This is a genomic window from Mesorhizobium sp. P2_B11 (genome assembly GCF_056404855.1).
Map to the genome: position 1 here is coordinate 155,493 of NZ_JBFUDF010000006.1, position 19,505 is coordinate 174,997.

Below are 19,505 nucleotides of genomic sequence, written 5' to 3' on the forward strand. Positions count from 1 at the left end.
GTGCAACATTAGGCCCTGGCCCAATCTGGCACGCACCTCCCAAAATGCGGTGGCGAGTTCGCGCATTCCGGTGATTTCGACGTGTCGTTTGCAGGAATTGCCTTGCCGGCATGAGGAACATGAAGGAGTTTGAGAATGAGCGAAGCTGCGACAAAACTGGAACCCGGCAGCAAGACGACGCACCCGTCGACTGCCACGCTCGAACTGGCCGGCAAGACGCACGAATTCAAGGTGCGAAGCGGCTCGGTCGGGCCTGACGTCATCGACATCGGCGCGCTCTACAGCACCACCGGCGCCTTCACCTACGACCCCGGCTTCACCTCGACAGCGAGCTGCGAGTCGGCGATCACCTTCATCGACGGCGATGCCGGCATCCTGCTGCATCGCGGCTACCCGATCGACCAGTTGGCCGAACATGGCGACTTCCTCGAAGTCTGCTACCTCTTGCTCTACGGCGAACTGCCGACCAAGGCGCAGAAGGACGATTTCGACTACCGGGTGACGCGCCACACCATGGTGCACGAGCAGATGTCGCGTTTCTTCACCGGCTTCCGCCGCGACGCGCATCCAATGGCTGTGATGTGCGGCGTGGTCGGTGCGCTGTCGGCCTTCTATCACGACTCCACCGACATATCGGACCCGTATCAGCGCATGGTCGCCTCGATGCGGCTGATCGCCAAGATGCCGACGATCGCGGCCATGGCCTACAAATACCATATCGGCCAACCCTTCATTTACCCGAAGAACGAGCTGAACTTCGCCGCCAATTTCCTGCATATGTGCTTTGCGGTGCCGTGCGAGGAATACAAGATCAACCCGGTGCTGGCGCGCGCCATGGAGCGCATCTTCATCCTGCATGCCGACCACGAGCAGAACGCCTCGACCTCGACCGTGCGCCTCGCCGGCTCGTCGGGCGCCAACCCGTTCGCCTGCATCGCCGCAGGCATCGCCTGCCTGTGGGGCCCGGCGCATGGCGGCGCCAACGAGGCCGCGCTCAACATGCTGGGCGAGATCGGCCATGTCGATCACATCCCGGAATTCATCGCCCGCGCCAAGGACAAGAACGATCCGTTCCGGCTGATGGGCTTTGGCCACCGCGTCTACAAGAACTACGACCCGCGTGCGAAAATCATGCAGAAGACGGCGCATGAAGTGCTGGGCGAACTTGGCATCAAGGACGATCCGCTGCTCGACATCGCCATGGAGCTGGAAAAGATCGCGCTGACCGATTCCTACTTCATCGAGAAGAAGCTCTATCCGAACGTCGACTTCTATTCCGGCATCACGCTGAAGGCGCTGGGCTTCCCCACCACCATGTTCACCGTGCTGTTTGCGGTCGCCCGCACCGTCGGCTGGATCGCGCAGTGGAAAGAGATGATCGAGGATCCGCACCAGAAGATCGGCCGCCCGCGCCAGCTCTATACCGGCGCGCCGGAACGCGATTACGTGCCGATTGCCAAGCGCTGATCGGCGCTTCTCCAGCTTTCACCAGGACTGCAAAAAGCGCCCGCAAGGGCGCTTTTTAGTTGGAATGACGAAGCTTGATGTGACGGAGAACGACATCCGCCGCGATATCGCCGGAGGGCCTGTCGGTCGCCATGCGCCTGGCAACCTCGGCAAAACCGTCCTTTTGCCAGGTTCGGTAGGCGGTGTCCGAGAACAAAGCCTCGAGCTGCCGCGCCAGATAGCGTGGCCGCACATACTGGTTGTAGTGCTCCGGCACGATCGCCTGGTCGGCGATCAGATTGGGCAAGGCGGCGCTCCATACCGTGACCAGCCCCTGAACCATGCGCATCACCGGATCGAGCCGGTAGCAGGAGATCATCGGCACCGCGGACAGCGCCAGTTCGAGCGATACCGTTCCCGAAGCAATCAGCGCTGCATCGGCCTTGCCGAAGGCCTGCCATTTGCGCTCGGCATCGAGGATGATCTCAGGCGTTTCATCCCAGCGCGCGACCGATGTTTTGACTAGGTCGGCGACATGCGGCACCGTGGGCAACAGCAGGCGCAAGCGGTGTCCGCGCGCGCGCAGCGCCGAGATCGTCTGGCCGAAGGGATCGATAAGCCGGCTTACCTCGCCGCGCCGCGATCCGGGCAGGACAAGCAGTGTCTTGACGCGGTCCCCTGAGAGATCGCGCGGCTGGCCTTGCGCCCGTGCCGCGCCGAGCACACCCGGATCATGCGTGAGGCGGTGTCCGACATAGGTGCCGGGCGGACCGCCGAGGCGGCTCAGTTCCTTCACCTCGAAAGGCAGGATGCACAGTATGTGATCGACATAGGGCTTCATCGCCACTGCCCTGCCCGGCCGCCATGCCCAGACACTCGGGCAGACATAGTGGACGATCGGGATGGAAGGATCAGCGGCGCGGACCTTTTTGGCCACGCGCAGCGAAAAGTCCGGACTGTCGATGGTGATGAGACAATCGGGTTTCTCAGCGGAGACCGCACCAGCGGTCTGGCTGATGCGCCGCATCAGGCGCGGCAGGTCGCGCAGAATGGCGCTGAGCCCCATCAGCGCGATCTCGGTCCCGTCAAACAGCGGCACCAGCCCGAGCGCCTGCAGATGCCGCCCGCCAATGCCGACCAGCCTGATATCGCGCCCCGTCATGCGCTTCAGCGACTGCACGATGTCGGCGCCCAACAAGTCGCCGGACTCTTCGCCGGCGACGATGGCAATCTTCAACGGCTTCTCAGCTGGCATGGCCAGGCTCCACGGCCGGCAGGCCATACACGAACAGCCCAAGCGCATTGGCGCGCGCGAGAACGACGGGACCTTCGAGGATCAGCGAATGGCCGGCCTCGACCGCAATGCCGGCAAGCCCGGCGGCGTGTGCTGCCTCGACCGTCTGCGGACCGATGGACGGCAGATCGGCGCGCAGTTCCTGGCCGGGCTTGGCGCATTTGACCAGGACGCCGCGCGTCTTGCCGGCGAGCCTGCCATGGCCGCGCAGCTGCTGTGTCCGCTCGAGCAGTCCGTGGGTGCCCTCGACGCCTTCCAGGGCAATAGCGCGGCCACCGATGGCGATAGCCGCCTGACCGATGTCGAGCGCGCCGATGGCTTTTGCCGCCGCATGTGCTGCTTCGATATCGCGCCAGTCAGACTTTCGCGGCACTGCCTTGGTCAGCGGCCCTTCGGCCGCGACAAGCCGGGGCACGACCTCGTGCGCACCGACAACCTTGACGCCGCGGGCTTCCAGGCCGCGGGTCAATATCTTCAGCAGGCCGTCGTCGCCACGCGCAAGCGCCATGGCAAGCGAGGGTATCAGCGCCAGCAGGCCCAAGCTTGGGCGCATGTCGACCAGCCGCGGCCTGCGCCTGATCTCGCCAGCAAGCACAAGATGGGTGATCCGCCGCCGCCTCAGCAACGCAACCAGCGAGCCGATATCTTCCAGGCCGAGGCTTTCATGCTCATAGACGGTGAGTTCGGACTGACGGTCGGCCTGACCTTCGACCAGGATGATGACGGGCGGATGCCCTGCCTCCGCCAGGCCGGCGGCAACTTCGACCGGCAGGCTGCCGCCGCCGGCAATGATGCCGACCCTGGCGTCCGGCGCGAGATCGAGGCCCGTTGAGCCGGCCTCAGTCTTCGTCATCGGCATCATCGCCGGCGCCACCTTTAAGCGACGGGACGGCAAAATGCCGCTTGCCGCGACTGGCGATGAAATCGATGATTTTCATGGCGGTCGGCGACGAGGCGAACTCGGCCTTGGCGAATTCGATGTTTTCGCCGACGGTGCGGGAGCGGTCGAAGATCGTCTTGTAAGCCTTGCGCAGCACCTGGATTTCGGCGCGCGGCAGGCCGGAGCGCTTCAGGCCGATGATGTTGAGGCCGCGCAGGCTGGCACGGTTGCCAACGGCAATGGCGTAGGGGATGACATCGCCGACAAAAGCCGAGCAACCGCCGAGAAAGGCGTTGTCGCCAACACGCACGAACTGATGAACGGCACTGAGGCCGCCAATATAGACGTTGTCACCGATCTCGCAGTGTCCGCCGAGCGTCGCGCCATTGGCGAAGGTGGCGTTTTTGCCGACGACGCAGTCGTGGGCGATATGGGCATAGGCCAGGAAATTGCCATTGTCGCCGACGGTCGTCTCGCCGCGGCTGGAATCGGTGCCGAGATGCATGGTCACGCCTTCGCGGATCGTGCAGTTCTGGCCGATAACCAATGTGGTGCGGCCACCCTTGTGCTTGGTGTTTTGGGGCGGCCCGCCCAGTGTCGCCATCGGATAGACCTTGGTCCCGGCGCCGATGGTGGTCGCACCCAGCACCGAGACATGGCTGACCAGTTCGACGCGGTCACCGATCACGGCGTCAGCGCCGACAAAGCAGAAAGGTCCGATAGAGGCGCCTTCGCCGATTTGGGCACCGGCCTCGATAACGGCCGAGGGATGGATTGCAGTCTGTATTTTCATGAGCATGTCGAACCGTCAGCCGGTAACCATCATTGCCGAGATCTCGGCTTCGGCGGCCTTTGCGCCGTCCACCATGGCCTCGCAGGCGAATTTGAGCAGGTTACCGCGCATCTTGATTTTCTTGACGTGGATCTTCAACTGGTCGCCCGGGACGACCGGTTTGCGGAATTTCGCGTTGTCGATGGTCAGAAAATAGACCAGCGACGGCCTTTCCGTGTTCAGGTTGCGGATGCAGATCGCGCCGGCCGTCTGTGCCATGGCCTCGACGATCAGCACGCCCGGCATCACCGGCTGGTCCGGGAAATGACCCTGGAAATGCGGCTCATTGATGGTGACGTTCTTGATGCCGATGGCCGAGTCGTTGCCATCGATCTCGACGATGCGATCGATCATCAGGAAGGGATAGCGATGCGGCAAAAGCTTCATCAACCCCAATATATCGACCGCTTCGAGCGTCGCCGGCACCATCTCAGCTACTTCCCCCTTCGCCCTGCTTGCGCGTCCTGGCGAGCTTGCGCAACATGGCGATCTCGCGCATGGCTTCCGCCATCGGCTGCGCCGGATAGCCTCCCCAGATCTCGCCCGCCGGCACGTTGCTCATGAACCCGCTTCTCGCCGCAAGCTTGGCCCCCGATCCTATGGTCAAATGATCGGCAAGGCCAACGCCGCCGCCCATCGTGACACCATCGCCGACGACGACGGAGCCGGAGATACCCGAAAGTCCGGCTATAATGCAATTGCGGCCGATGCGAACGTTATGGGCGATCTGCACCAGATTGTCGATCTTGGTGCCCTGGCCGATGACCGTATCCGACATGGCGCCGCGATCGACTGTCGTGTTCGAGCCGATTTCCACATCGTCCTGGATGATGACACGGCCGATCTGCGGCACACGCTCAGGCCCCTTGGCACCACCGACGAAACCGAACCCGTCCTGGCCGATGCGGGCGCCGCCATGGATGATGACGCGGTTGCCGATCAGCGCATACTGGACGCTCACGCTTGGGCCGATATAGCCGTCGCGGCCGATCTGGCACGAAGGACCGATAACGGCATGGGGGGCAATGACCGTACCGCTGCCGATGGAAGCGCGTGGGCCGATGACCGCTCCTGCCTCGACGATGGCACCAGCCTCGACATGCGCCGTTGCATCGACATGAGCCTGCGGCGAAACCCCGGTTTCGCTGGTCATCGGTCCCGGAGTCGCCGCCGTCGGAAACAGCAGCCGGCCGACCATGGCGAAAGCCTGTTGCGGTCGAGGGTGGACCAGAACCGCAATGCCGGCCGGCGCCTTGGCGGCGAATTCGGTGGGACAAAGCACGGCCGCCGCCTTCAGCGACTGCATCAGCGCGAAATTGCGCTTGCCGTCGACAAAGACGAGCGCGCCTTCGCCGCCTTCATTGGCTGGCGCCAACGCGTCGATCGATATGTGAGCAAGATCGGAATCGACAAGCGACGCGCCGGTCAGATTCGCGACTTCGCCAGCCGTATACCGGCGTGAGGGCGCGAAGAACACCGGATCGGTCATTCCAGAAGCAATATCCAGCTAGGTCGGATCAGTTCTCTTCCGGACCCCAACGGCCCGGAAGCATCGTTATCCGAACGTCAGAAGCGGCTCGACATGCCGAAGTTGAATTCCTGCACGTCGTCGGTCGACTCTTTCTTGACCGGGATCGCGTAATCGATGCGGATCGGGCCGAAAGGCGACGACCACAACAAGCCTACACCAACCGAGGCGCGCAGCTTCAGATCGGTTGAGGTTTGGGTGACACCGGTGGTGTTAATCTTGCTGCCATACAGTGTGGCGGCATCTGCAAACACTGCGCCACGCAGGCCGAAGCTTTCCGGAATGACCGGCACCGGGAACTGGGCTTCAGCCGACGCATTGAAATAGGTGGTGCCGCCCAGATGGTCACCCGTATTGATGTCCGCAGGGCCGATGCCGCCATACTCGAAACCGCGGATCATGCGGTCGTTGCTCTGGAACTGATCGAAGATGCGCAGGCCGTTATCGCCATAGCCCGCGATATGGCCGGCGCCGCCTGAGATCAGGCCGACCAGATCCAACTGTTCGGACAAGGTCTGGTAGACAGTGCCACGACTGGTAACCTTGACGAATTTGGCATCGCCACCAAGGCCGGCCACTTCCACAGTCGAGGTGGCGTAGATGCCTTCATGCGGGCTCTTCATGTCGTCGATGGTGTTGTAGACCAAACCGAGGCTGACCGACGACTTGATCCACGGGCTTTCGTCAATTCCCTCGACGATCGCCGGAGATATATTGCAGTCGGCGTCGGGAACGCCATCGTGAGGCGTGTCATCGCAACCGGAGTCGAGTTTGTACTTCTCCTGGGCGATATTGTACGCCAGCTGGGTCGAGATGTTGTCGGTGATCGGCAGGCCGAACCGAACGGTCGCGCCCAGCGTCTCGCTATCGTATTTGCTGTAATTCCGGGTCTGCTGGAAGATGTCGAAGCCAGCTGCGATACGGCGCCCGAGGAAATAGGGCTCGGTGAAGGAGAGGCTGTAGTCGCGAGAATTCTTGCCGCCGCCAGCCGAGACCTTGATGTATTGGCCGCGACCGAGGAAGTTGCGCTCCGCGATCGATCCTTCGACGGACGGACCTGCGGTCTCGCCACCGGTCGAGTAGCCGGCGCCGACCGAGAATTCGCCGGTCGACTTCTCGACCACGTCAACCACCAGCACGACCTGGTCAGGCTCGGAGCCCGGAACAGTCGAGATGTCGACTTTCTCAAAATAATCCAGCGCTTCCAGCCGCTTCTTCGCGCGTTGGATGAGGACCTGGTTGAAGGCGTCGCCTTCGCTGACGTCGAACTCGCGGCGAATGACATAGTCGCGCGTGCGATCGTTGCCGCGGATTTCGATGCGTTCGATATAGGCCTTGGTGCCCTGGTCGATCGTATAGACGACCGAAATGGTGTGGTTCTCGAAGTTGCGGTCGCCGCGCGGCGTCACCTGGGCGAAGGCATAGCCCGAACCCGCGACCTTCTCGGTCAGCGCGATGATCGTGTCCTCGACATCCTTGGCGTTGTAGACGTCGCCCTTGTGGGTCTGGACCACCGATTCCAGCGACTTCGAGTCGACTTCCGGAATGGTGCTCTCGACGCTGACGTCGCCGAACGTATAGCGGTCGCCTTCCTGCACGGTAATGGTGACCGTGTACTGGTTGGTCGTGTCGTCGAGCTCGCCGACAGCGGAGACCACCTGGAAGTCGGCATAGCCATGATTGTAGTAGAAGCGACGCAGCGTCTCCTGGTCGGCGCGCAGCTTGTCCTCGTCATAGACGTCGTCGCGCAGCACAAAGGACAGGAAGCTCGAGCGCTTGGTGGCAATGACGTCGGACAGGCGACGGCTCGAATAGGCGCTGTTGCCAACGAAATTGACCGCGGCGATCTTGGTGCGGCCGCCTTCATTGATGTTGAAGACGACGTTCACGCGGTTGTCGCCGAGATCCATGATCTGCGTCGTGACAGCGGCATCGTCACGGCCGATGCGCCTGTAAGCCGCCTTCACCGCCTCGACATCGGAATCCAGTGTTGCCTGCGAGAAGGTGCCGCGCGGCTTCAACTGCACCGCCATTGCCAGCGCATTGTCCTTGAGCTTCTTGTTGCCCTGGAACAGAACCTGGTTCACCACCTGATATTCAGCGACCTTGACCACCAGCGTCGAGCCGACCTGGTTGATCTGGACGTCCGAGAACAAACCGGTGCCGAACAGCGCCTTGACCGCATCGTCGACATCGGCGCTGGAAAACGCCTTGCCGGGCTTGATCGTGATGTAATTGCGGATGGTGTCGGCGTCGACACGCTGGTTTCCGCTGACCTCGACTCTCGAAACGACGGCCGCTTGTGCCGCAGATGTGGCAACGAACTGCACGGCGAGCGCGCCTGGTACAACCAGAGCGGCGGACATGGCCACCGCGGACGCGGCGCTCAAAAACTTGGATGCTGCCTTCATCGGGCTTTTGTACCTTTTCTCGAAGTCCCCACGGCGAGAAAACCGGACGTGCGGTAATTTCCCCTACCGTATTAACCGGATTTTCCCTACACGCAAGGCTTCTGGTTAATTTGTAATTACTTAACCTTGGTGCGTGGCTTTCGCGTCACTCATACCCCAGTGCATGGTAAACGGCGTCTCAACATTGCCGGTGCCGAAGCCGAATTTCTTCATGATTTCAGCACCCAAACAGATCGTTCCAGAAAACGAAGCCCATAAATCCCAGCACCAGAAAGAGGCCGGCCCGGTACCCCATTTCCATCATCCGTTCCGACACCGGACGCCGGAAGACGGCTTCGAGTGCGTAGAACAGGAGATGGCCGCCGTCGAGGGGGGGAATCGGCAAAAGGTTCAAAATTCCGATCCCGACCGACAGTCCTGCAACGAGTTGCACCAGCCATAGGAAGCCCAGTTTTGCCGCCTGCCCCGACATCTTGGCGATCTTGATGGGGCCGCCCAGCTGGCATTTGTCTTCGCGGCCGATGACGAATCGCTGCAGGAACTGGCCGGTGCGCTGAATGACGTGCCCCGTCTCCTCAACCGCCGCGCCTACCGCGCCGATAGGGGTGTAGGTGATCAGCCTGGGCTGACCGACCTCGGTGTTGTTGACGACGCCGATCACCGCCACCTTGGCCTTGTTGCCAAGTGCGTCCAGCTGCTCCATCGGCTCCGGCGTCGCGGTGACGGTAACTTCCTGGCCATCACGCAGCATGGTGAAGACGATGGCATCGCCGCCGCGGCCCGAAACCAGACGCTGAACGTCGGCAAAGGTCTCGACCTTGCTGCCGTCGACGGCGACGAATCGGTCGCCGGGCAAGATGCCGGCCTTCTCAGCCGGGCTGCCGGCAGTGACTGCAGCCACCATCGGCTCCAACACCGGGCGACCATAGGCCGAAAACAGCACGGCAAAGACGGCGATGGTCAGCAGGAAGTTGAACAACGGTCCGGCGACCACCGTGGCCGCGCGTTTCCAGATCGGCTGGGTGTGGAAGGCGACCTTGCGTTCCGCTTCGGTCAGCTTGTCCAGCTCTTCCGTGCCGGGCTGGCTCGACGTGGCGCTCATGTCGCCGACGAATTTGACATAGCCGCCGAGCGGTATTGCGCAGAGCTTCCAGCGCGTGCCGTGGCTGTCGTTGAAGCCGAGAAGCTCGGGACCGAAGCCGATCGAAAAGGCCTTCACGCCAATGCCGCACCAGCGGCCGACCAGGTAATGTCCCATTTCGTGAACGAAGACGACCACGGTCAGCACGAACAGAAACGGCACCAGCGTGCCGAGGACAAAGCCTTCGGTGCTGAAAAACGCGTGAAGAATCTCGTTCAAGTCATGCCCTCAAATGCACCCGCAGCAAAAGGTGACGCCGCGACTGTGACATCAATCCAGGCGAATCCGTGGCGTGCGCCATTTCTTCGCCGTTAAATACCACTCAAGCCGGAAACAGCCCCTGCGCCGGATGATCGGCGCCCGCCGAAATCCAGCCGATGACGTATAGGGCGAAAGCCGCCGCGACAAGCCCGTCGACCCTGTCCATGACGCCACCGTGCCCTGGTATCAATGCGCTGGAATCCTTGCGGCCGTGGCGGCGCTTGACCCAGGATTCGAAAAGGTCCCCAGCCTGGGCAACGATCGACAACACCAACGCGACCAGAGCAAGCACGCCAAGGTTGCCAGCCCCGGCGGCGGCGGCCAGAAGCACGCCGGCGACCACGCCGCCTATCGCTCCGCCAAGCGCGCCGCTCTGCGTCTTGCCGGGTGATATCGATGGTGCGAGCTTGGGACCGCCGATGGCGCGGCCGACGAAATAGGCAAAGATGTCGGTCGCCCAGACCACGGCGAACAGAAACAGGATCGCAACCAGGCCGGAGCGGTCGCCGTCGCGCAGCAGCGCCAGCGAAAGGCCGGACAGCGCCGCGTAGGCAAGACCGGCTGCATCCCATTGCGCAGCTCCGCGCATGCGTGCGCCCACCGCCGCGACGACCACCATCGCCAGGACAAGAGACAGCAGCCACGACGCCGGCACGCCGGCGATCAGGGCGCCGACGAAAACCACAAGCAACGCTTCCGGAACGAATCCCAGGGCCGCACCGGCCGCGGGGCGCGACATGCGCGCCCATTCATAGAAGATGACCGCCGCCATGCCGGCGCAGAGCAGGCGGAACCACAGTCCGCCCAACCAGGTCAGGCCAAGCGTCATCGCCGCCAGCACCAGCGCCGAAACGATGCGAAGCTGAAGATTGTTCATCCCGCCGCCGGTCACGAGGCGGCGACATCTTGGGCGGCAAGCCCGCCGAAGCGGCGCTCGCGACCAGCATAGTCGCGCAATGCGTCGGCCAGGTGCTCGCGGCTGAAATCGGGCCAGTAGCACGGCAGGAAGACCAGTTCGCTATAGGCTGCCTGCCACAAAAGGAAGTTTGACAGCCGAAGCTCGCCGCTGGTGCGGATGACCAGTTCCGGGTCGGGAATGCCAGCGGTGTCAAGCGAGTTGGCGAAACTATCGGCGGTGATCGCCTCTGCGTCGATCTCACCGCGCGCCACGGCGGCTGCGAGCTTGCGTGCGGTGCGCACGATCTCGTCGCGCCCGCCATAGTTGAAGGCGATGATCAGCGTCAGCGCCTCATTGCGGGCGGTCAGCGATTCGGCCTCTTCCAGCAGGCCCCTGATGTCGGGCTGCAGCCCTGCCCTGTCGCCGATGATCCTGACGCGCACGCCGCTCTGGTGCAGTTCGGCCAGATCGCGGCGGATGAACAGCTTCAACAGCCCCATCAGGTCGCTGACTTCGGATTTCGGACGCGACCAGTTCTCCGACGAAAAGGCGTAGACGGTCAGGAAGGAAATGCCGAGACCGGGCGCGGCGCGCACCGTCTTGCGCAGCGCTTCGACGCCGGCGCGGTGGCCGGCAAGCCGCGGCATGCCGCGCGCCTTGGCCCAGCGTCCGTTTCCATCCATGATGATCGCGACATGCGCGGGCGTTGCCATGGTCTCGCTTTCGGGCCGGTGTGGGCCGACCCTAAACCTGCATGATTTCAGCTTCCTTATCGGAAAGCAGGTGATCGATGGTGCTGATGGTCTCGTCGGTCAGCTTCTGGACCTGATCGGAGCGCTTGCGCTGATCGTCCTCGCTGATATCGCCGTCCTTTTCCGCTTTCTTCAAGAAGTCCATGCCGTCGCGGCGGACATGGCGCACCGCAACGCGGGCGTTCTCGGCATAGCCGTGCGAAATCTTGACCAGTTCCTTGCGGCGCTGCTCGTTGAGCTCAGGCAGCGGAATCCTCAGATTGGTGCCGTCGACGATCGGATTGAAGCCGAGATTGGATTCTCGGATGGCACGGTCGACAGCGCCGACCATCGACTTGTCCCAGACCGAAACCGAAATCATGCGCGGCTCCGGCACCGACACGTTCGCCACCTGGTTGATGGGCATGGTGGTGCCATAGGCCTGGACCTGGATCGCGTCGAGCAGATTGCTGGAGGCACGGCCGGTGCGCAGCGAAGCCAGGTCGTGCTTGAAGGCTGCGATTGCGCCATCCATGCGCCGCTTGAGGTCGTCGAACTCACCACTCATCTTAGTCTCCTCGACCCGTTTGACCCGGGTTCACTGCTTAGGGCCCGAATGGCCCGCTTTCGAAAAACCGATCCCCTTTCCGGAGAGTATACTCCGGATTATTCGTCGGCGACGATCGTGCACCGGCCGCCGCCCCTCAGAATATCGCCGAAACCACCTTTTTCGTGGATCGAATAGACGATTATCGGGATGTTGTTTTCGCGCGCAAGTGCAATTGCGGCGGTATCCATGATCGAAAGCCCCTTGTTGATGACTTCAGCATGGCTGATGCGCTCAAAGCGGGTCGCATTCGGATCCTTCTTGGGATCGGCCGAATAGACGCCATCGACCTGGGTGCCCTTGAACAGGGCATCGGCGCCGATCTCGGCGGCGCGCAAGGCCGCGGCCGAATCGGTGGTGAAGAACGGATTGCCGGTGCCGCCGGCGAAAATGACGACCTTGCCCTGGTTCATATAGGCGGTGGCCTGGCGCTGGGAAAAACTCTCGCACAGTTCCGGCATGGCGATCGCCGACAGCACGACGGCGTCGACGCCGATCTTGTTCAGCGAGGTGCGCAGCGCCAGCGAGTTGATGACGGTGGCCAGCATGCCCATGTGGTCGCCGGTGACGCGGTCGCCGCCCTTGGACGCCACCGCCACGCCGCGAAAGATATTGCCGCCGCCAATGACGACGCCGACCTCGATGCCGAGCGCGCGGGCTTCGGCGATGTCGGCGGCGATGCGGTCGACAACCGAGACGTCAATGCCGAAATGTTGTTCGCCCATCAATGCTTCGCCCGACGCTTTCAGCAAGACACGTCGATAGAGGGGCTTTGCCGTCATCTGGACCTCGTCATTTATTGCGTGTGGCGTGCCTCAAGCCGGCCACCCTCGCGCGGGCGCCGCCGCTGGCGCGATGCCGAGTTCCGATACACGAAGGGCGCCGCGATGTCACGCGGCGCCCCTCGCCCAATTCGCGTGCTGCGTCGCGGCCTGTCAGTTGCTGGTGATGCTGACGGCGTCGCCTTCGACCAGCAACGGCGGGGCATAGGAAGGCGGCTTGTCGCCGGTCACGGCGCCGCCGGTAACCCGGGCCTGTATCTCGGAGCCGAAATAGGAGTACGGGAACGGTGGCGGCGTCTTGCTGACCGTGTCCAGCCGCGCGCGAAGCTCGGCGGGAATCGTGAAATCCAGCGCCGCCAGATTGTCCTGCAACTGCGCCAGCTTGGTGGCGCCAAGGATCACGGTGGCGATTCCCGGTTGCGTTGCCACCCAGTTGAGCGCGACCTGAGCCATGCTGCGCCCGAGTTCGGCGGCGACCTTTTCGAGTTCCGCCACGATCGCCCAGTTGCGCTCGGTGAATTTCTGGAACCCCGGATGAGTGGTGTTGCGAAAGCCGTCGAGCCGGCCGGCATTGCCATTCTGCGTCGGCCGGTACTTGCCGCTGAGCAGGCCGCTGGCCAGCGGGCTCCACACCATGATGCCGGCGCCATGGCGGGTGCCGAAAGGCACGAACTCATTTTCGATCGAGCGCTCGGCCAGCGAATATTCGAGCTGCAGGGCCGAGACCGGTTCATAGCCGCGCCATTCGGCGATCGTTTGCGCGCGGGCCGCATACCAGGCCGGCACGTCGGACAGGCCGACATGGCGAATTTTACCGGCACGCACAAGATCATCCATGGTGCGCATAACCTCCTCTGGCGGCGTCAGCCGGTCCCAGACATGCAGGAGGTAGAGGTCGATATAGTCGGTCCCCAATCGCTTCAGCGAGGCATCGACGGCTCGCAGGATGTTCTTGCGGCCGTTGCCGCCGGCGTTGGGATTGCCGGGTTCGGCGTTGAAGGTGAATTTGGTGGCGATCACCGCTCTGTCGCGCAAGCCGCGTTCGGCGATAAATTCGCCGAGCCAGGTTTCGGCGGTGCCGCCGGTGTAGAGGTCGGCGGTGTCGAAGAAATTGCCGCCGGCCTCGACATAGGCGTCGAGCATGGCGCGAGCGGTTTGCCTGTCCGCGCCCCAGCCCCATTCGGTACCGAAGGTCATGGTCCCGAGAGCCAGCCGGCTCACTCTGAGGCCGCTATTGCCGAGCGTGTAATAGGTCATGGTCATGGTGCTTCTTCCAATGCTGATCTGAATGATGCCGGCTCACTGGCCCGGCGTGGTCTTGACCCAGAGATTGCCGCGCTCATGCGTGGCGCGGAAAATGAAGCCGTCGACCTTCCAGCCTTCACCGGAGCGGACCAGATGGTGCTCGTAGGTGCCCCAGACTTCCCACAGCGGGTCGCCATTGCCTTCCATCCGGTTCCAGGCATAGCCATTGGAGGAGACGGTGGCCGCATCCGTCTCAAGAACCACCTGGTGGTTGGTGCGCAGATGCAGGCTGGTCTTGCTGCCCCTGAGATTGCCGGCCCAAGTGCCGATCAGATCGTCGGAGGCAATGGTGGCTGCCGGCTGTCCCGACAGGCTGCTGAAATCGACGGTGACACGCTCGGCGAAATAGGAACGTGCAAGCTTCCAGTCCTGCGCATCGACAGCGCGGTCAATGGCGTCGGCGATGCGGATGACGGCGCGTTCGTCGGCAAGCGCACGCCAGCCGGACGGCTCGGCGCCGCCGGCGTCGGTCGGCGCCAAGGCAAGGCCTGCTGCGAAGGTAACGTGCTTCAAGGCGTTCATGTCTCTTCTCCTTTGTCCATCTGCCCGCTGCCGATGTGGTGCCGACAATGTGGCCCGTCATGCCGGCATCGGTAAGATTGCATTATTTGCAAAGACTATGCGATATTATGCATGAATGGATCGGGATCTGCTTAGCCATCTGCCTGTCATCATTGCCGTTGCGCGGCGCGGCGGCTTTGCGCTTGCCGCGGCCGAACTCGGCATGAGCCCCTCCGCGGTCAGCCATGCGGTGCGTCTTGTCGAAGAGCGCATTGGGCAGCCGTTGTTTGCGCGCACGACGCGCAGCGTCTCATTGACGGAAGCCGGCAAGGCTCTGGTGGAGACGGCGGCTCCTGCCCTTCAGGACATTGCCGAGCGGATGGATCGCATCCGCGCCATCAAGGGCCGGCCCTCGGGTCTGCTCAGGCTCAACGTTCCCAACATCGCTGTTCCACTTGCAGTCACCCCCGTGGTCGCAGCGATGGCGGAGCGCTATCCGGATGTGACAGTTGAGTTGCTCACCGACCAAGGGCTCATCGACATTGTCGGCGAAGGTTTCGACGCCGGCATCCGGCTGGGCGAGATGATCGCGCAGGACATGGTAACGGTCCGGCTGACGCCACCGTTCAAGGCCGTCATCGTCGCCTCTCCCGCCTATGTCGGCCGACATGGCCGCCCGCGCAGCGTGGCCGATCTCGCCAATCACAATTGCGTCGGCTACCGGCTTGTCCGCTCCGGTGCGCTCTATCGCTGGGATCTGACCGAGGACGGCAAGGATGTCGTGGTCGAGACGAAGGGCACGGTCATCGTTACGGATTCGCTGGCCGCGATCGACCTTGCGCTTGCCGGCGTCGGGCTGACCTATGTGTTCGAGCCGCTGGTGCGCGCGGATCTTGCCGCCGGCCGCCTGGTGCAGATTCTGCCACAGACGGCGATCGAAGAGCCAGGCCTCTTCCTTTACTTCCCGCGCCGGGCTTCAATGGCGCCGAAGCTCAGGGCCTTCATCGACACCGCACAAGAAATCGGCCGGGCACCCCTAGGGACACCCGACCGAGTTGCCTGAGCTGAGAAGCCCCTTTTCAGGGGCTATTTCTTAAGGATTACTTCTTCACCGCAGCCGCGACTTCCGCCGCGAAATCGGTCTCTTCCTTTTCGATGCCTTCGCCCAGCGCAAAGCGCAGATAGGCGGAGATTTTGGCCGGAGCGCCGATTTCCTTCTCAGCATCCTTCAGCGCCTGCTCGACAGTAATGTCGGGATTGAGCACGAAGGCCTGCTTCAGGAGCACGACTTCCTCGTAGAACTTGCGCAGGCGGCCTTCGACCATCTTCTCGATGATCGCTTCCGGCTTGCCTGACTGGCGTGCCTGGTCGGCGAAGATCGCCCTCTCGCGCTCGACCGCTGCCGGATCGATCTGCTCGGCCGTCAGCGCCAGCGGGTTGGTGGCGGCGACATGCATGGCGACCTGGCGGCCAAAAGCGTTTGCGGCATGCTCATTGCCCGTGGTTTCGATCGCAACCAGCACGCCGAGCTTGCCGAGACCATCGGCAACCGCGTTGTGGACATAGGTCGCAACCGCGCCGTGCGGAACGACGAGCTTGGCCGACCGGCGGAAGCTCAGGTTCTCGCCAATGGTGCCGACAGCGTCCTTGATCGTCTCGGTGACCGACTTGTCAGAACCCGGATACTTTGCGGCGGCAACAGCCTCCGTAGTGCCGTAGGCAAGTGCGACCTTGGCGATGTTGCGGACCAGCTCCTGGAACTGCTCGTTGCGGGCAACGAAGTCGGTCTCCGAATTGACCTCGACGATCGCGGCCTCGCGGACGCCGGAATCAACGCCGATCAGGCCTTCGGCGGCAGTACGGCCGGCCTTCTTGTCGGCCTTGGAGATGCCCTTCTTGCGCAGCCAGTCGACGGCCTCTTCCATGTTGCCGTTGGTCTCGGTCAACGCCGCCTTGCAGTCCATCATGCCCGCGCCCGTCAAGTCGCGGAGTTCTTTGACCTGTGCAGCCGAAATGCTCATTGTCGCCTCTTTGTTTTAAATGCACCGACGCACCACCGGTACTCGGTGATGCGTCCGTTTAGCGTGCCAAAATATTAGAAAGATGAAGGCCGGGACCGGCCTTCGACTATCAGGCTTCCGGGGTCTCGGCCGCCGGGGTCGGATCCAGCGCCGGTTCGACCGGAGCTTCGACCGAGGCGCCGATGTCGACGCCGAGCGCGCCCTGCTGGCGAGCGATGCCGTCGATGGCAGCCTTGGCGATCAGGTCGCAATAGAGCTGGATGGCGCGGGCCGCGTCGTCATTACCGGGGATCGGGAAGTCGATCTTGTCCGGATCGCAGTTCGAATCGATGATGGCGACGACCGGGATGCCGAGGCGCTTGGCCTCGAGGATGGCGATCGCTTCCTTGTTGGTATCGATGACGAACATCAGGTCGGGCGTCGAGCCCATGTCCTTGATGCCGCCGAGCGCCTTGTCGAGCTTCTCGCGCTCGCGGTCGAGGTTCAGGCGTTCCTTCTTGGTCAGGCCCTGAGCTTCGCCGGCCAGCATCTCGTCGAGCTTGCGCAGGCGCTGGATCGAATTCGAGATCGTCTTCCAGTTGGTCAGCATGCCGCCGAGCCAACGCGAGTTGACGTAGTACTGGGCCGAACGCTGCGCCGCGTCAGCGACGATGTCCGACGCCTGGCGCTTGGTGCCGACGAACAGCACGCGGCCGCCCTTGGCGACGGTGTCGGAAACCTGCTTCAGCGCCTGGTGCAGCAAAGGCACCGTCTGCGAGAGGTCGATGATGTGGATGTTGTTGCGGGCGCCGTAGATGTAGGGCGCCATCTTCGGGTTCCAGCGGTGGGTCTGGTGGCCGAAGTGAATGCCAGCTTCCAAAAGCTGGCGCATGCTGAAATCAGGCAGTGCCATTCAAAGTTCCTTTCCGGTTAGCCTCCACGGACACAGGCATTTTTGGACTTTGTCCTCGAACGCCACCGGAGGTTTCAGCCGGATTTCTCCCGGGCAGACACCAAAGTCCGTGTGTGGAATGAGCGGGCATATAGAGGGGAAGTGCCGAGAACGCAACCCATATGCCGCTTTACCGCTCAGCGTGCGGCAATCAGCGCTCCGGTGCCGATCATGGCGCTGCCGGCAAACCGGTTCATCAGCCGCATGCGTTTGGGCGTCCTGAACCAGCCGGATGCCCTGCCCGCCAGCGCGGCGTAGGTGCCCATGGTGAGGATGTTGACGCTGACAACGACAGCCACCACCAGCAGGCCATCGGCAAATGTCATGGTGTCGAGGTTGAGGATCAGCGGCATGATCGAGGCATGGAACAGAATCGCCTTCGGGTTGCCGAGCGCTACGGACGCGCCAAGCAGGAATGACCGCGACAATCTGGCTTGAGGCATACCCTGCGCGGTCGATTGCGCAGCGGCGGCCCGCCACATCTTGACGCCGAGAAAGATCAGGTAAGCCGCACCGGCATATTTCAGCAGGAGAAACACCCATTCGAAAGTCTGGGCCAGCGCCACGAGCCCGAGCAGCGCCAGGGTGACCAGCACGGCGTCACCGGCGGCAACGCCAATTCCGGCGACGAAGGCTCGCAGGAAGCCACGCGACACGCCGTTGGTGATCACCGTGAACATCGCCGGCCCCGGCGTCGCGGCGGCAAGCGAGACCGCAGCGCAATAAGCCAAAAATGCCGTCAGCGTCATGACCGACCCTTTCCATTGGGCACCCGCACGCGCCGGAAGATCGCGACGATCTCCTCGCGGCTGCATTCGATGGCGCCGAGCCGCACCGCGCGGTCGCGCTCGAAGCCGGTTATGTCATAATGCGGCGCCGATGTCTTGGGCGGGCCCTGGTAGGACGAACGCTTGACGCCAAGCTCGGCGGCGAAACGATGCAGTTCGTCGGTATCGTCGGCCATCAAATGGCACCAGCGATGGCCGGCCCACTTCCAGATCGCCGCATCGACATAAACCGCCATCAAGCCTGCCGTGGCCAGCTCCGCACTGTTGCTATTTCGAGACCGGGCAAGGCTTGGTCTGCGAGAACAGCGACAGGTTGACCAGCTTGCCGGTCATCGAGAACTCGCCATAGTCCATGGTGAGATCGCGGGTGATGCCGTTCTCGTGCAGCTTGAAGCTGATGCGGTATTCCGGCACCTCTTCGCCCGATTTGTCGGTCGCGTCGAAATAGGCAATGTCGACCGGCCAGTATTTGTCACCAGCAAGCTTGGCCAGCGCCGGCGCTTCGGGATCGGCCTTGTCGCCCTCGGTCTTCTTGCCGACGATGACGGTGGTGGTCATCACCTTGTTGGCGTCTTCCGAGCCGTCGAACAGGCTGGTTTCGTAGAAATTCTCGCCCTTCTCGGCCTTGCCGATCAGTTCGACCAGATGCTGGGTCGGGAACTGGGTGGCGGCAAGTTCGAGGCTGTTCTTCTCGGGCTTGTCGATGTCGACCTTGAGGCCCTTGGTCTCTTTCGTGGCGGTGCCCTTGACCTCCTTGTCGAGATTCTGGTCGACGAAGGATTTGGTCACGAACGAGAAGGTCTTGCCCTCGGCATCCTCGAACGTGGTCGTCTGCTGGTCGGTCAGCCTGGTGTTGTCGCCGGTGACGATCTGGGTGACGAAACGGAATTTGACCGTATAGCCCTCGCAGGGCGAGCCATTGAACTCATAGACCATGCGGCCGGAAATGCCGGTGATTCCCGAGCGGTCCGACGCCTTGCTGAGAGTAAGATCGTACACGGCGCGATGGGCCTGCAGCGCAGGCACCGCAAAGGCGGGAGCCATCGAGAACAGCGCTGGGACAAGAACGGCGTGGAAGGCAAAGCGCGTTGCGCGCATAGGGGGCTCCGATCGTCGCGGCTGATGGCAGGCCGCAGGGAAAGATGGTC

General features: G+C 62.8%; 20 protein-coding genes. 2 read left to right on the top strand and 18 right to left on the bottom strand.

The window, feature by feature from the left end; genetic code table 11:
• Positions 1 to 135 precede the first annotated feature (135 nt).
• The gene (gltA, locus tag AC1DYJ_RS20140) at positions 136 to 1,467 is read left to right on the top strand and encodes a citrate synthase (RefSeq protein WP_477333835.1); all 1,332 of its coding nucleotides are present in this window, start codon (positions 136 to 138) and stop codon (positions 1,465 to 1,467) included.
• A gap of 55 nt (positions 1,468 to 1,522) precedes the next feature.
• Here gltA and lpxB read toward each other — a convergent pair whose 3' ends face one another.
• The 13 genes from lpxB to AC1DYJ_RS20205 all read right to left on the bottom strand — a co-directional run bounded on the left by lpxB (position 1,523) and on the right by AC1DYJ_RS20205 (position 14,638).
• The gene (gene lpxB, locus AC1DYJ_RS20145) at positions 1,523 to 2,701 is read right to left on the bottom strand and encodes a lipid-A-disaccharide synthase (RefSeq protein WP_477284247.1); all 1,179 of its coding nucleotides are present in this window, start codon (positions 2,699 to 2,701) and stop codon (positions 1,523 to 1,525) included.
• Positions 2,691 to 3,593, bottom strand: a complete 903-nt coding sequence (locus tag AC1DYJ_RS20150; protein ID WP_477284249.1) for an LpxI family protein — start codon at positions 3,591 to 3,593, stop codon at positions 2,691 to 2,693. Before AC1DYJ_RS20150 ends, lpxB begins: the two co-directional genes overlap by 11 nt.
• Entirely contained in the window at positions 3,580 to 4,413 is an 834-nt protein-coding gene (gene lpxA / locus AC1DYJ_RS20155) for an acyl-ACP--UDP-N-acetylglucosamine O-acyltransferase (protein ID WP_477284250.1), read from the bottom strand. The genes AC1DYJ_RS20150 and lpxA overlap by 14 nt, the downstream gene beginning before the upstream one ends.
• A 15-nt stretch (positions 4,414 to 4,428) precedes the next feature.
• Positions 4,429 to 4,881 (bottom strand): 3-hydroxyacyl-ACP dehydratase FabZ, encoded by a 453-nt coding sequence (gene fabZ, locus AC1DYJ_RS20160; RefSeq protein ID WP_477284252.1) that lies wholly within the window; start codon positions 4,879 to 4,881, stop codon positions 4,429 to 4,431.
• 1 nt (position 4,882) lies between these two features.
• A complete protein-coding gene (gene lpxD / locus AC1DYJ_RS20165) occupies positions 4,883 to 5,941 on the bottom strand; it encodes a UDP-3-O-(3-hydroxymyristoyl)glucosamine N-acyltransferase (RefSeq protein WP_477284254.1) in 1,059 nt (352 codons plus the stop codon).
• Between the two features lie 77 nt (positions 5,942 to 6,018).
• Positions 6,019 to 8,391: an outer membrane protein assembly factor BamA gene (gene bamA, locus AC1DYJ_RS20170; RefSeq protein WP_477426212.1), complete on the bottom strand. Its 2,373-nt coding sequence runs from the start codon at positions 8,389 to 8,391 to the stop codon at positions 6,019 to 6,021.
• 217 nt (positions 8,392 to 8,608) lie between these two features.
• Positions 8,609 to 9,751 (bottom strand): RIP metalloprotease RseP, encoded by a 1,143-nt coding sequence (rseP, locus tag AC1DYJ_RS20175; RefSeq protein ID WP_477284258.1) that lies wholly within the window; start codon positions 9,749 to 9,751, stop codon positions 8,609 to 8,611.
• A 103-nt stretch (positions 9,752 to 9,854) separates the two neighbouring features.
• Complete coding sequence (locus AC1DYJ_RS20180; protein ID WP_477426214.1) at positions 9,855 to 10,670, bottom strand: phosphatidate cytidylyltransferase; 816 nt, start codon at positions 10,668 to 10,670, stop codon at positions 9,855 to 9,857.
• Positions 10,671 to 10,681: 11 nt separating this feature from the next.
• The gene (locus tag AC1DYJ_RS20185) at positions 10,682 to 11,404 is read right to left on the bottom strand and encodes an isoprenyl transferase (protein ID WP_477284262.1); all 723 of its coding nucleotides are present in this window, start codon (positions 11,402 to 11,404) and stop codon (positions 10,682 to 10,684) included.
• 31 nt (positions 11,405 to 11,435) lie between these two features.
• Positions 11,436 to 11,990: a ribosome recycling factor gene (gene frr / locus AC1DYJ_RS20190; RefSeq protein WP_023671027.1), complete on the bottom strand. Its 555-nt coding sequence runs from the start codon at positions 11,988 to 11,990 to the stop codon at positions 11,436 to 11,438.
• A 98-nt stretch (positions 11,991 to 12,088) separates the two neighbouring features.
• Entirely contained in the window at positions 12,089 to 12,811 is a 723-nt protein-coding gene (gene pyrH, locus AC1DYJ_RS20195) for a UMP kinase (RefSeq protein ID WP_023671026.1), read from the bottom strand.
• A gap of 153 nt (positions 12,812 to 12,964) precedes the next feature.
• Positions 12,965 to 14,074, bottom strand: coding sequence for an aldo/keto reductase (locus tag AC1DYJ_RS20200; protein WP_477284264.1), 1,110 nt, complete (start codon positions 14,072 to 14,074; stop codon positions 12,965 to 12,967).
• 36 nt (positions 14,075 to 14,110) lie between these two features.
• A complete protein-coding gene (locus tag AC1DYJ_RS20205; protein ID WP_477284266.1) occupies positions 14,111 to 14,638 on the bottom strand; it encodes a nuclear transport factor 2 family protein in 528 nt (175 codons plus the stop codon).
• 115 nt (positions 14,639 to 14,753) lie between these two features.
• On the opposite strand from AC1DYJ_RS20205, the gene AC1DYJ_RS20210 reads away from it, so the two are divergent.
• Complete coding sequence (locus tag AC1DYJ_RS20210) at positions 14,754 to 15,680, top strand: LysR family transcriptional regulator (protein ID WP_477284268.1); 927 nt, start codon at positions 14,754 to 14,756, stop codon at positions 15,678 to 15,680.
• 37 nt (positions 15,681 to 15,717) lie between these two features.
• On the opposite strand, the gene tsf is transcribed toward AC1DYJ_RS20210, so the two are convergent.
• The 5 genes from tsf to AC1DYJ_RS20235 all read right to left on the bottom strand — a co-directional run bounded on the left by tsf (position 15,718) and on the right by AC1DYJ_RS20235 (position 19,455).
• On the bottom strand, positions 15,718 to 16,638 hold the full coding sequence (gene tsf, locus AC1DYJ_RS20215; RefSeq protein ID WP_477284270.1) for a translation elongation factor Ts: 921 nt from the start codon (positions 16,636 to 16,638) through the stop codon (positions 15,718 to 15,720).
• Positions 16,639 to 16,747: 109 nt separating this feature from the next.
• On the bottom strand, positions 16,748 to 17,530 hold the full coding sequence (rpsB, locus tag AC1DYJ_RS20220) for a 30S ribosomal protein S2 (protein WP_142865747.1): 783 nt from the start codon (positions 17,528 to 17,530) through the stop codon (positions 16,748 to 16,750).
• 176 nt (positions 17,531 to 17,706) lie between these two features.
• Positions 17,707 to 18,318 (bottom strand): LysE family translocator, encoded by a 612-nt coding sequence (locus AC1DYJ_RS20225; protein ID WP_477284272.1) that lies wholly within the window; start codon positions 18,316 to 18,318, stop codon positions 17,707 to 17,709.
• Positions 18,315 to 18,593: a DUF4031 domain-containing protein gene (locus AC1DYJ_RS20230; protein ID WP_454575006.1), complete on the bottom strand. Its 279-nt coding sequence runs from the start codon at positions 18,591 to 18,593 to the stop codon at positions 18,315 to 18,317. Before AC1DYJ_RS20230 ends, AC1DYJ_RS20225 begins: the two co-directional genes overlap by 4 nt.
• A gap of 31 nt (positions 18,594 to 18,624) precedes the next feature.
• Positions 18,625 to 19,455, bottom strand: a complete 831-nt coding sequence (locus tag AC1DYJ_RS20235; RefSeq protein ID WP_477284274.1) for a cell envelope integrity EipB family protein — start codon at positions 19,453 to 19,455, stop codon at positions 18,625 to 18,627.
• Positions 19,456 to 19,505 lie beyond the last annotated feature (50 nt).

Excerpts from the sequence above, each read along its gene's own strand:
- gltA (WP_477333835.1), top strand. The coding sequence starts at position 136 with ATGAGCGAAGCTGCGACAAAACTGGAACCCGGCAGCAAGACGACGCAC.
- lpxB (WP_477284247.1), bottom strand. The coding sequence starts at position 2,701 with ATGCCAGCTGAGAAGCCGTTGAAGATTGCCATCGTCGCCGGCGAAGAG.
- AC1DYJ_RS20150 (WP_477284249.1), bottom strand. The coding sequence starts at position 3,593 with ATGACGAAGACTGAGGCCGGCTCAACGGGCCTCGATCTCGCGCCGGAC.
- lpxA (WP_477284250.1), bottom strand. The coding sequence starts at position 4,413 with ATGAAAATACAGACTGCAATCCATCCCTCGGCCGTTATCGAGGCCGGT.
- fabZ (WP_477284252.1), bottom strand. The coding sequence starts at position 4,881 with ATGGTGCCGGCGACGCTCGAAGCGGTCGATATATTGGGGTTGATGAAG.
- lpxD (WP_477284254.1), bottom strand. The coding sequence starts at position 5,941 with ATGACCGATCCGGTGTTCTTCGCGCCCTCACGCCGGTATACGGCTGGC.
- bamA (WP_477426212.1), bottom strand. The coding sequence starts at position 8,391 with ATGAAGGCAGCATCCAAGTTTTTGAGCGCCGCGTCCGCGGTGGCCATG.
- AC1DYJ_RS20180 (WP_477426214.1), bottom strand. The coding sequence starts at position 10,670 with ATGAACAATCTTCAGCTTCGCATCGTTTCGGCGCTGGTGCTGGCGGCG.
- AC1DYJ_RS20185 (WP_477284262.1), bottom strand. The coding sequence starts at position 11,404 with ATGGCAACGCCCGCGCATGTCGCGATCATCATGGATGGAAACGGACGC.
- frr (WP_023671027.1), bottom strand. The coding sequence starts at position 11,990 with ATGAGTGGTGAGTTCGACGACCTCAAGCGGCGCATGGATGGCGCAATC.
- pyrH (WP_023671026.1), bottom strand. The coding sequence starts at position 12,811 with ATGACGGCAAAGCCCCTCTATCGACGTGTCTTGCTGAAAGCGTCGGGC.
- AC1DYJ_RS20200 (WP_477284264.1), bottom strand. The coding sequence starts at position 14,074 with ATGACCATGACCTATTACACGCTCGGCAATAGCGGCCTCAGAGTGAGC.
- AC1DYJ_RS20205 (WP_477284266.1), bottom strand. The coding sequence starts at position 14,638 with ATGAACGCCTTGAAGCACGTTACCTTCGCAGCAGGCCTTGCCTTGGCG.
- AC1DYJ_RS20210 (WP_477284268.1), top strand. The coding sequence starts at position 14,754 with ATGGATCGGGATCTGCTTAGCCATCTGCCTGTCATCATTGCCGTTGCG.
- tsf (WP_477284270.1), bottom strand. The coding sequence starts at position 16,638 with ATGAGCATTTCGGCTGCACAGGTCAAAGAACTCCGCGACTTGACGGGC.
- rpsB (WP_142865747.1), bottom strand. The coding sequence starts at position 17,530 with ATGGCACTGCCTGATTTCAGCATGCGCCAGCTTTTGGAAGCTGGCATT.
- AC1DYJ_RS20225 (WP_477284272.1), bottom strand. The coding sequence starts at position 18,318 with ATGACGCTGACGGCATTTTTGGCTTATTGCGCTGCGGTCTCGCTTGCC.
- AC1DYJ_RS20230 (WP_454575006.1), bottom strand. The coding sequence starts at position 18,593 with ATGGCGGTTTATGTCGATGCGGCGATCTGGAAGTGGGCCGGCCATCGC.
- AC1DYJ_RS20235 (WP_477284274.1), bottom strand. The coding sequence starts at position 19,455 with ATGCGCGCAACGCGCTTTGCCTTCCACGCCGTTCTTGTCCCAGCGCTG.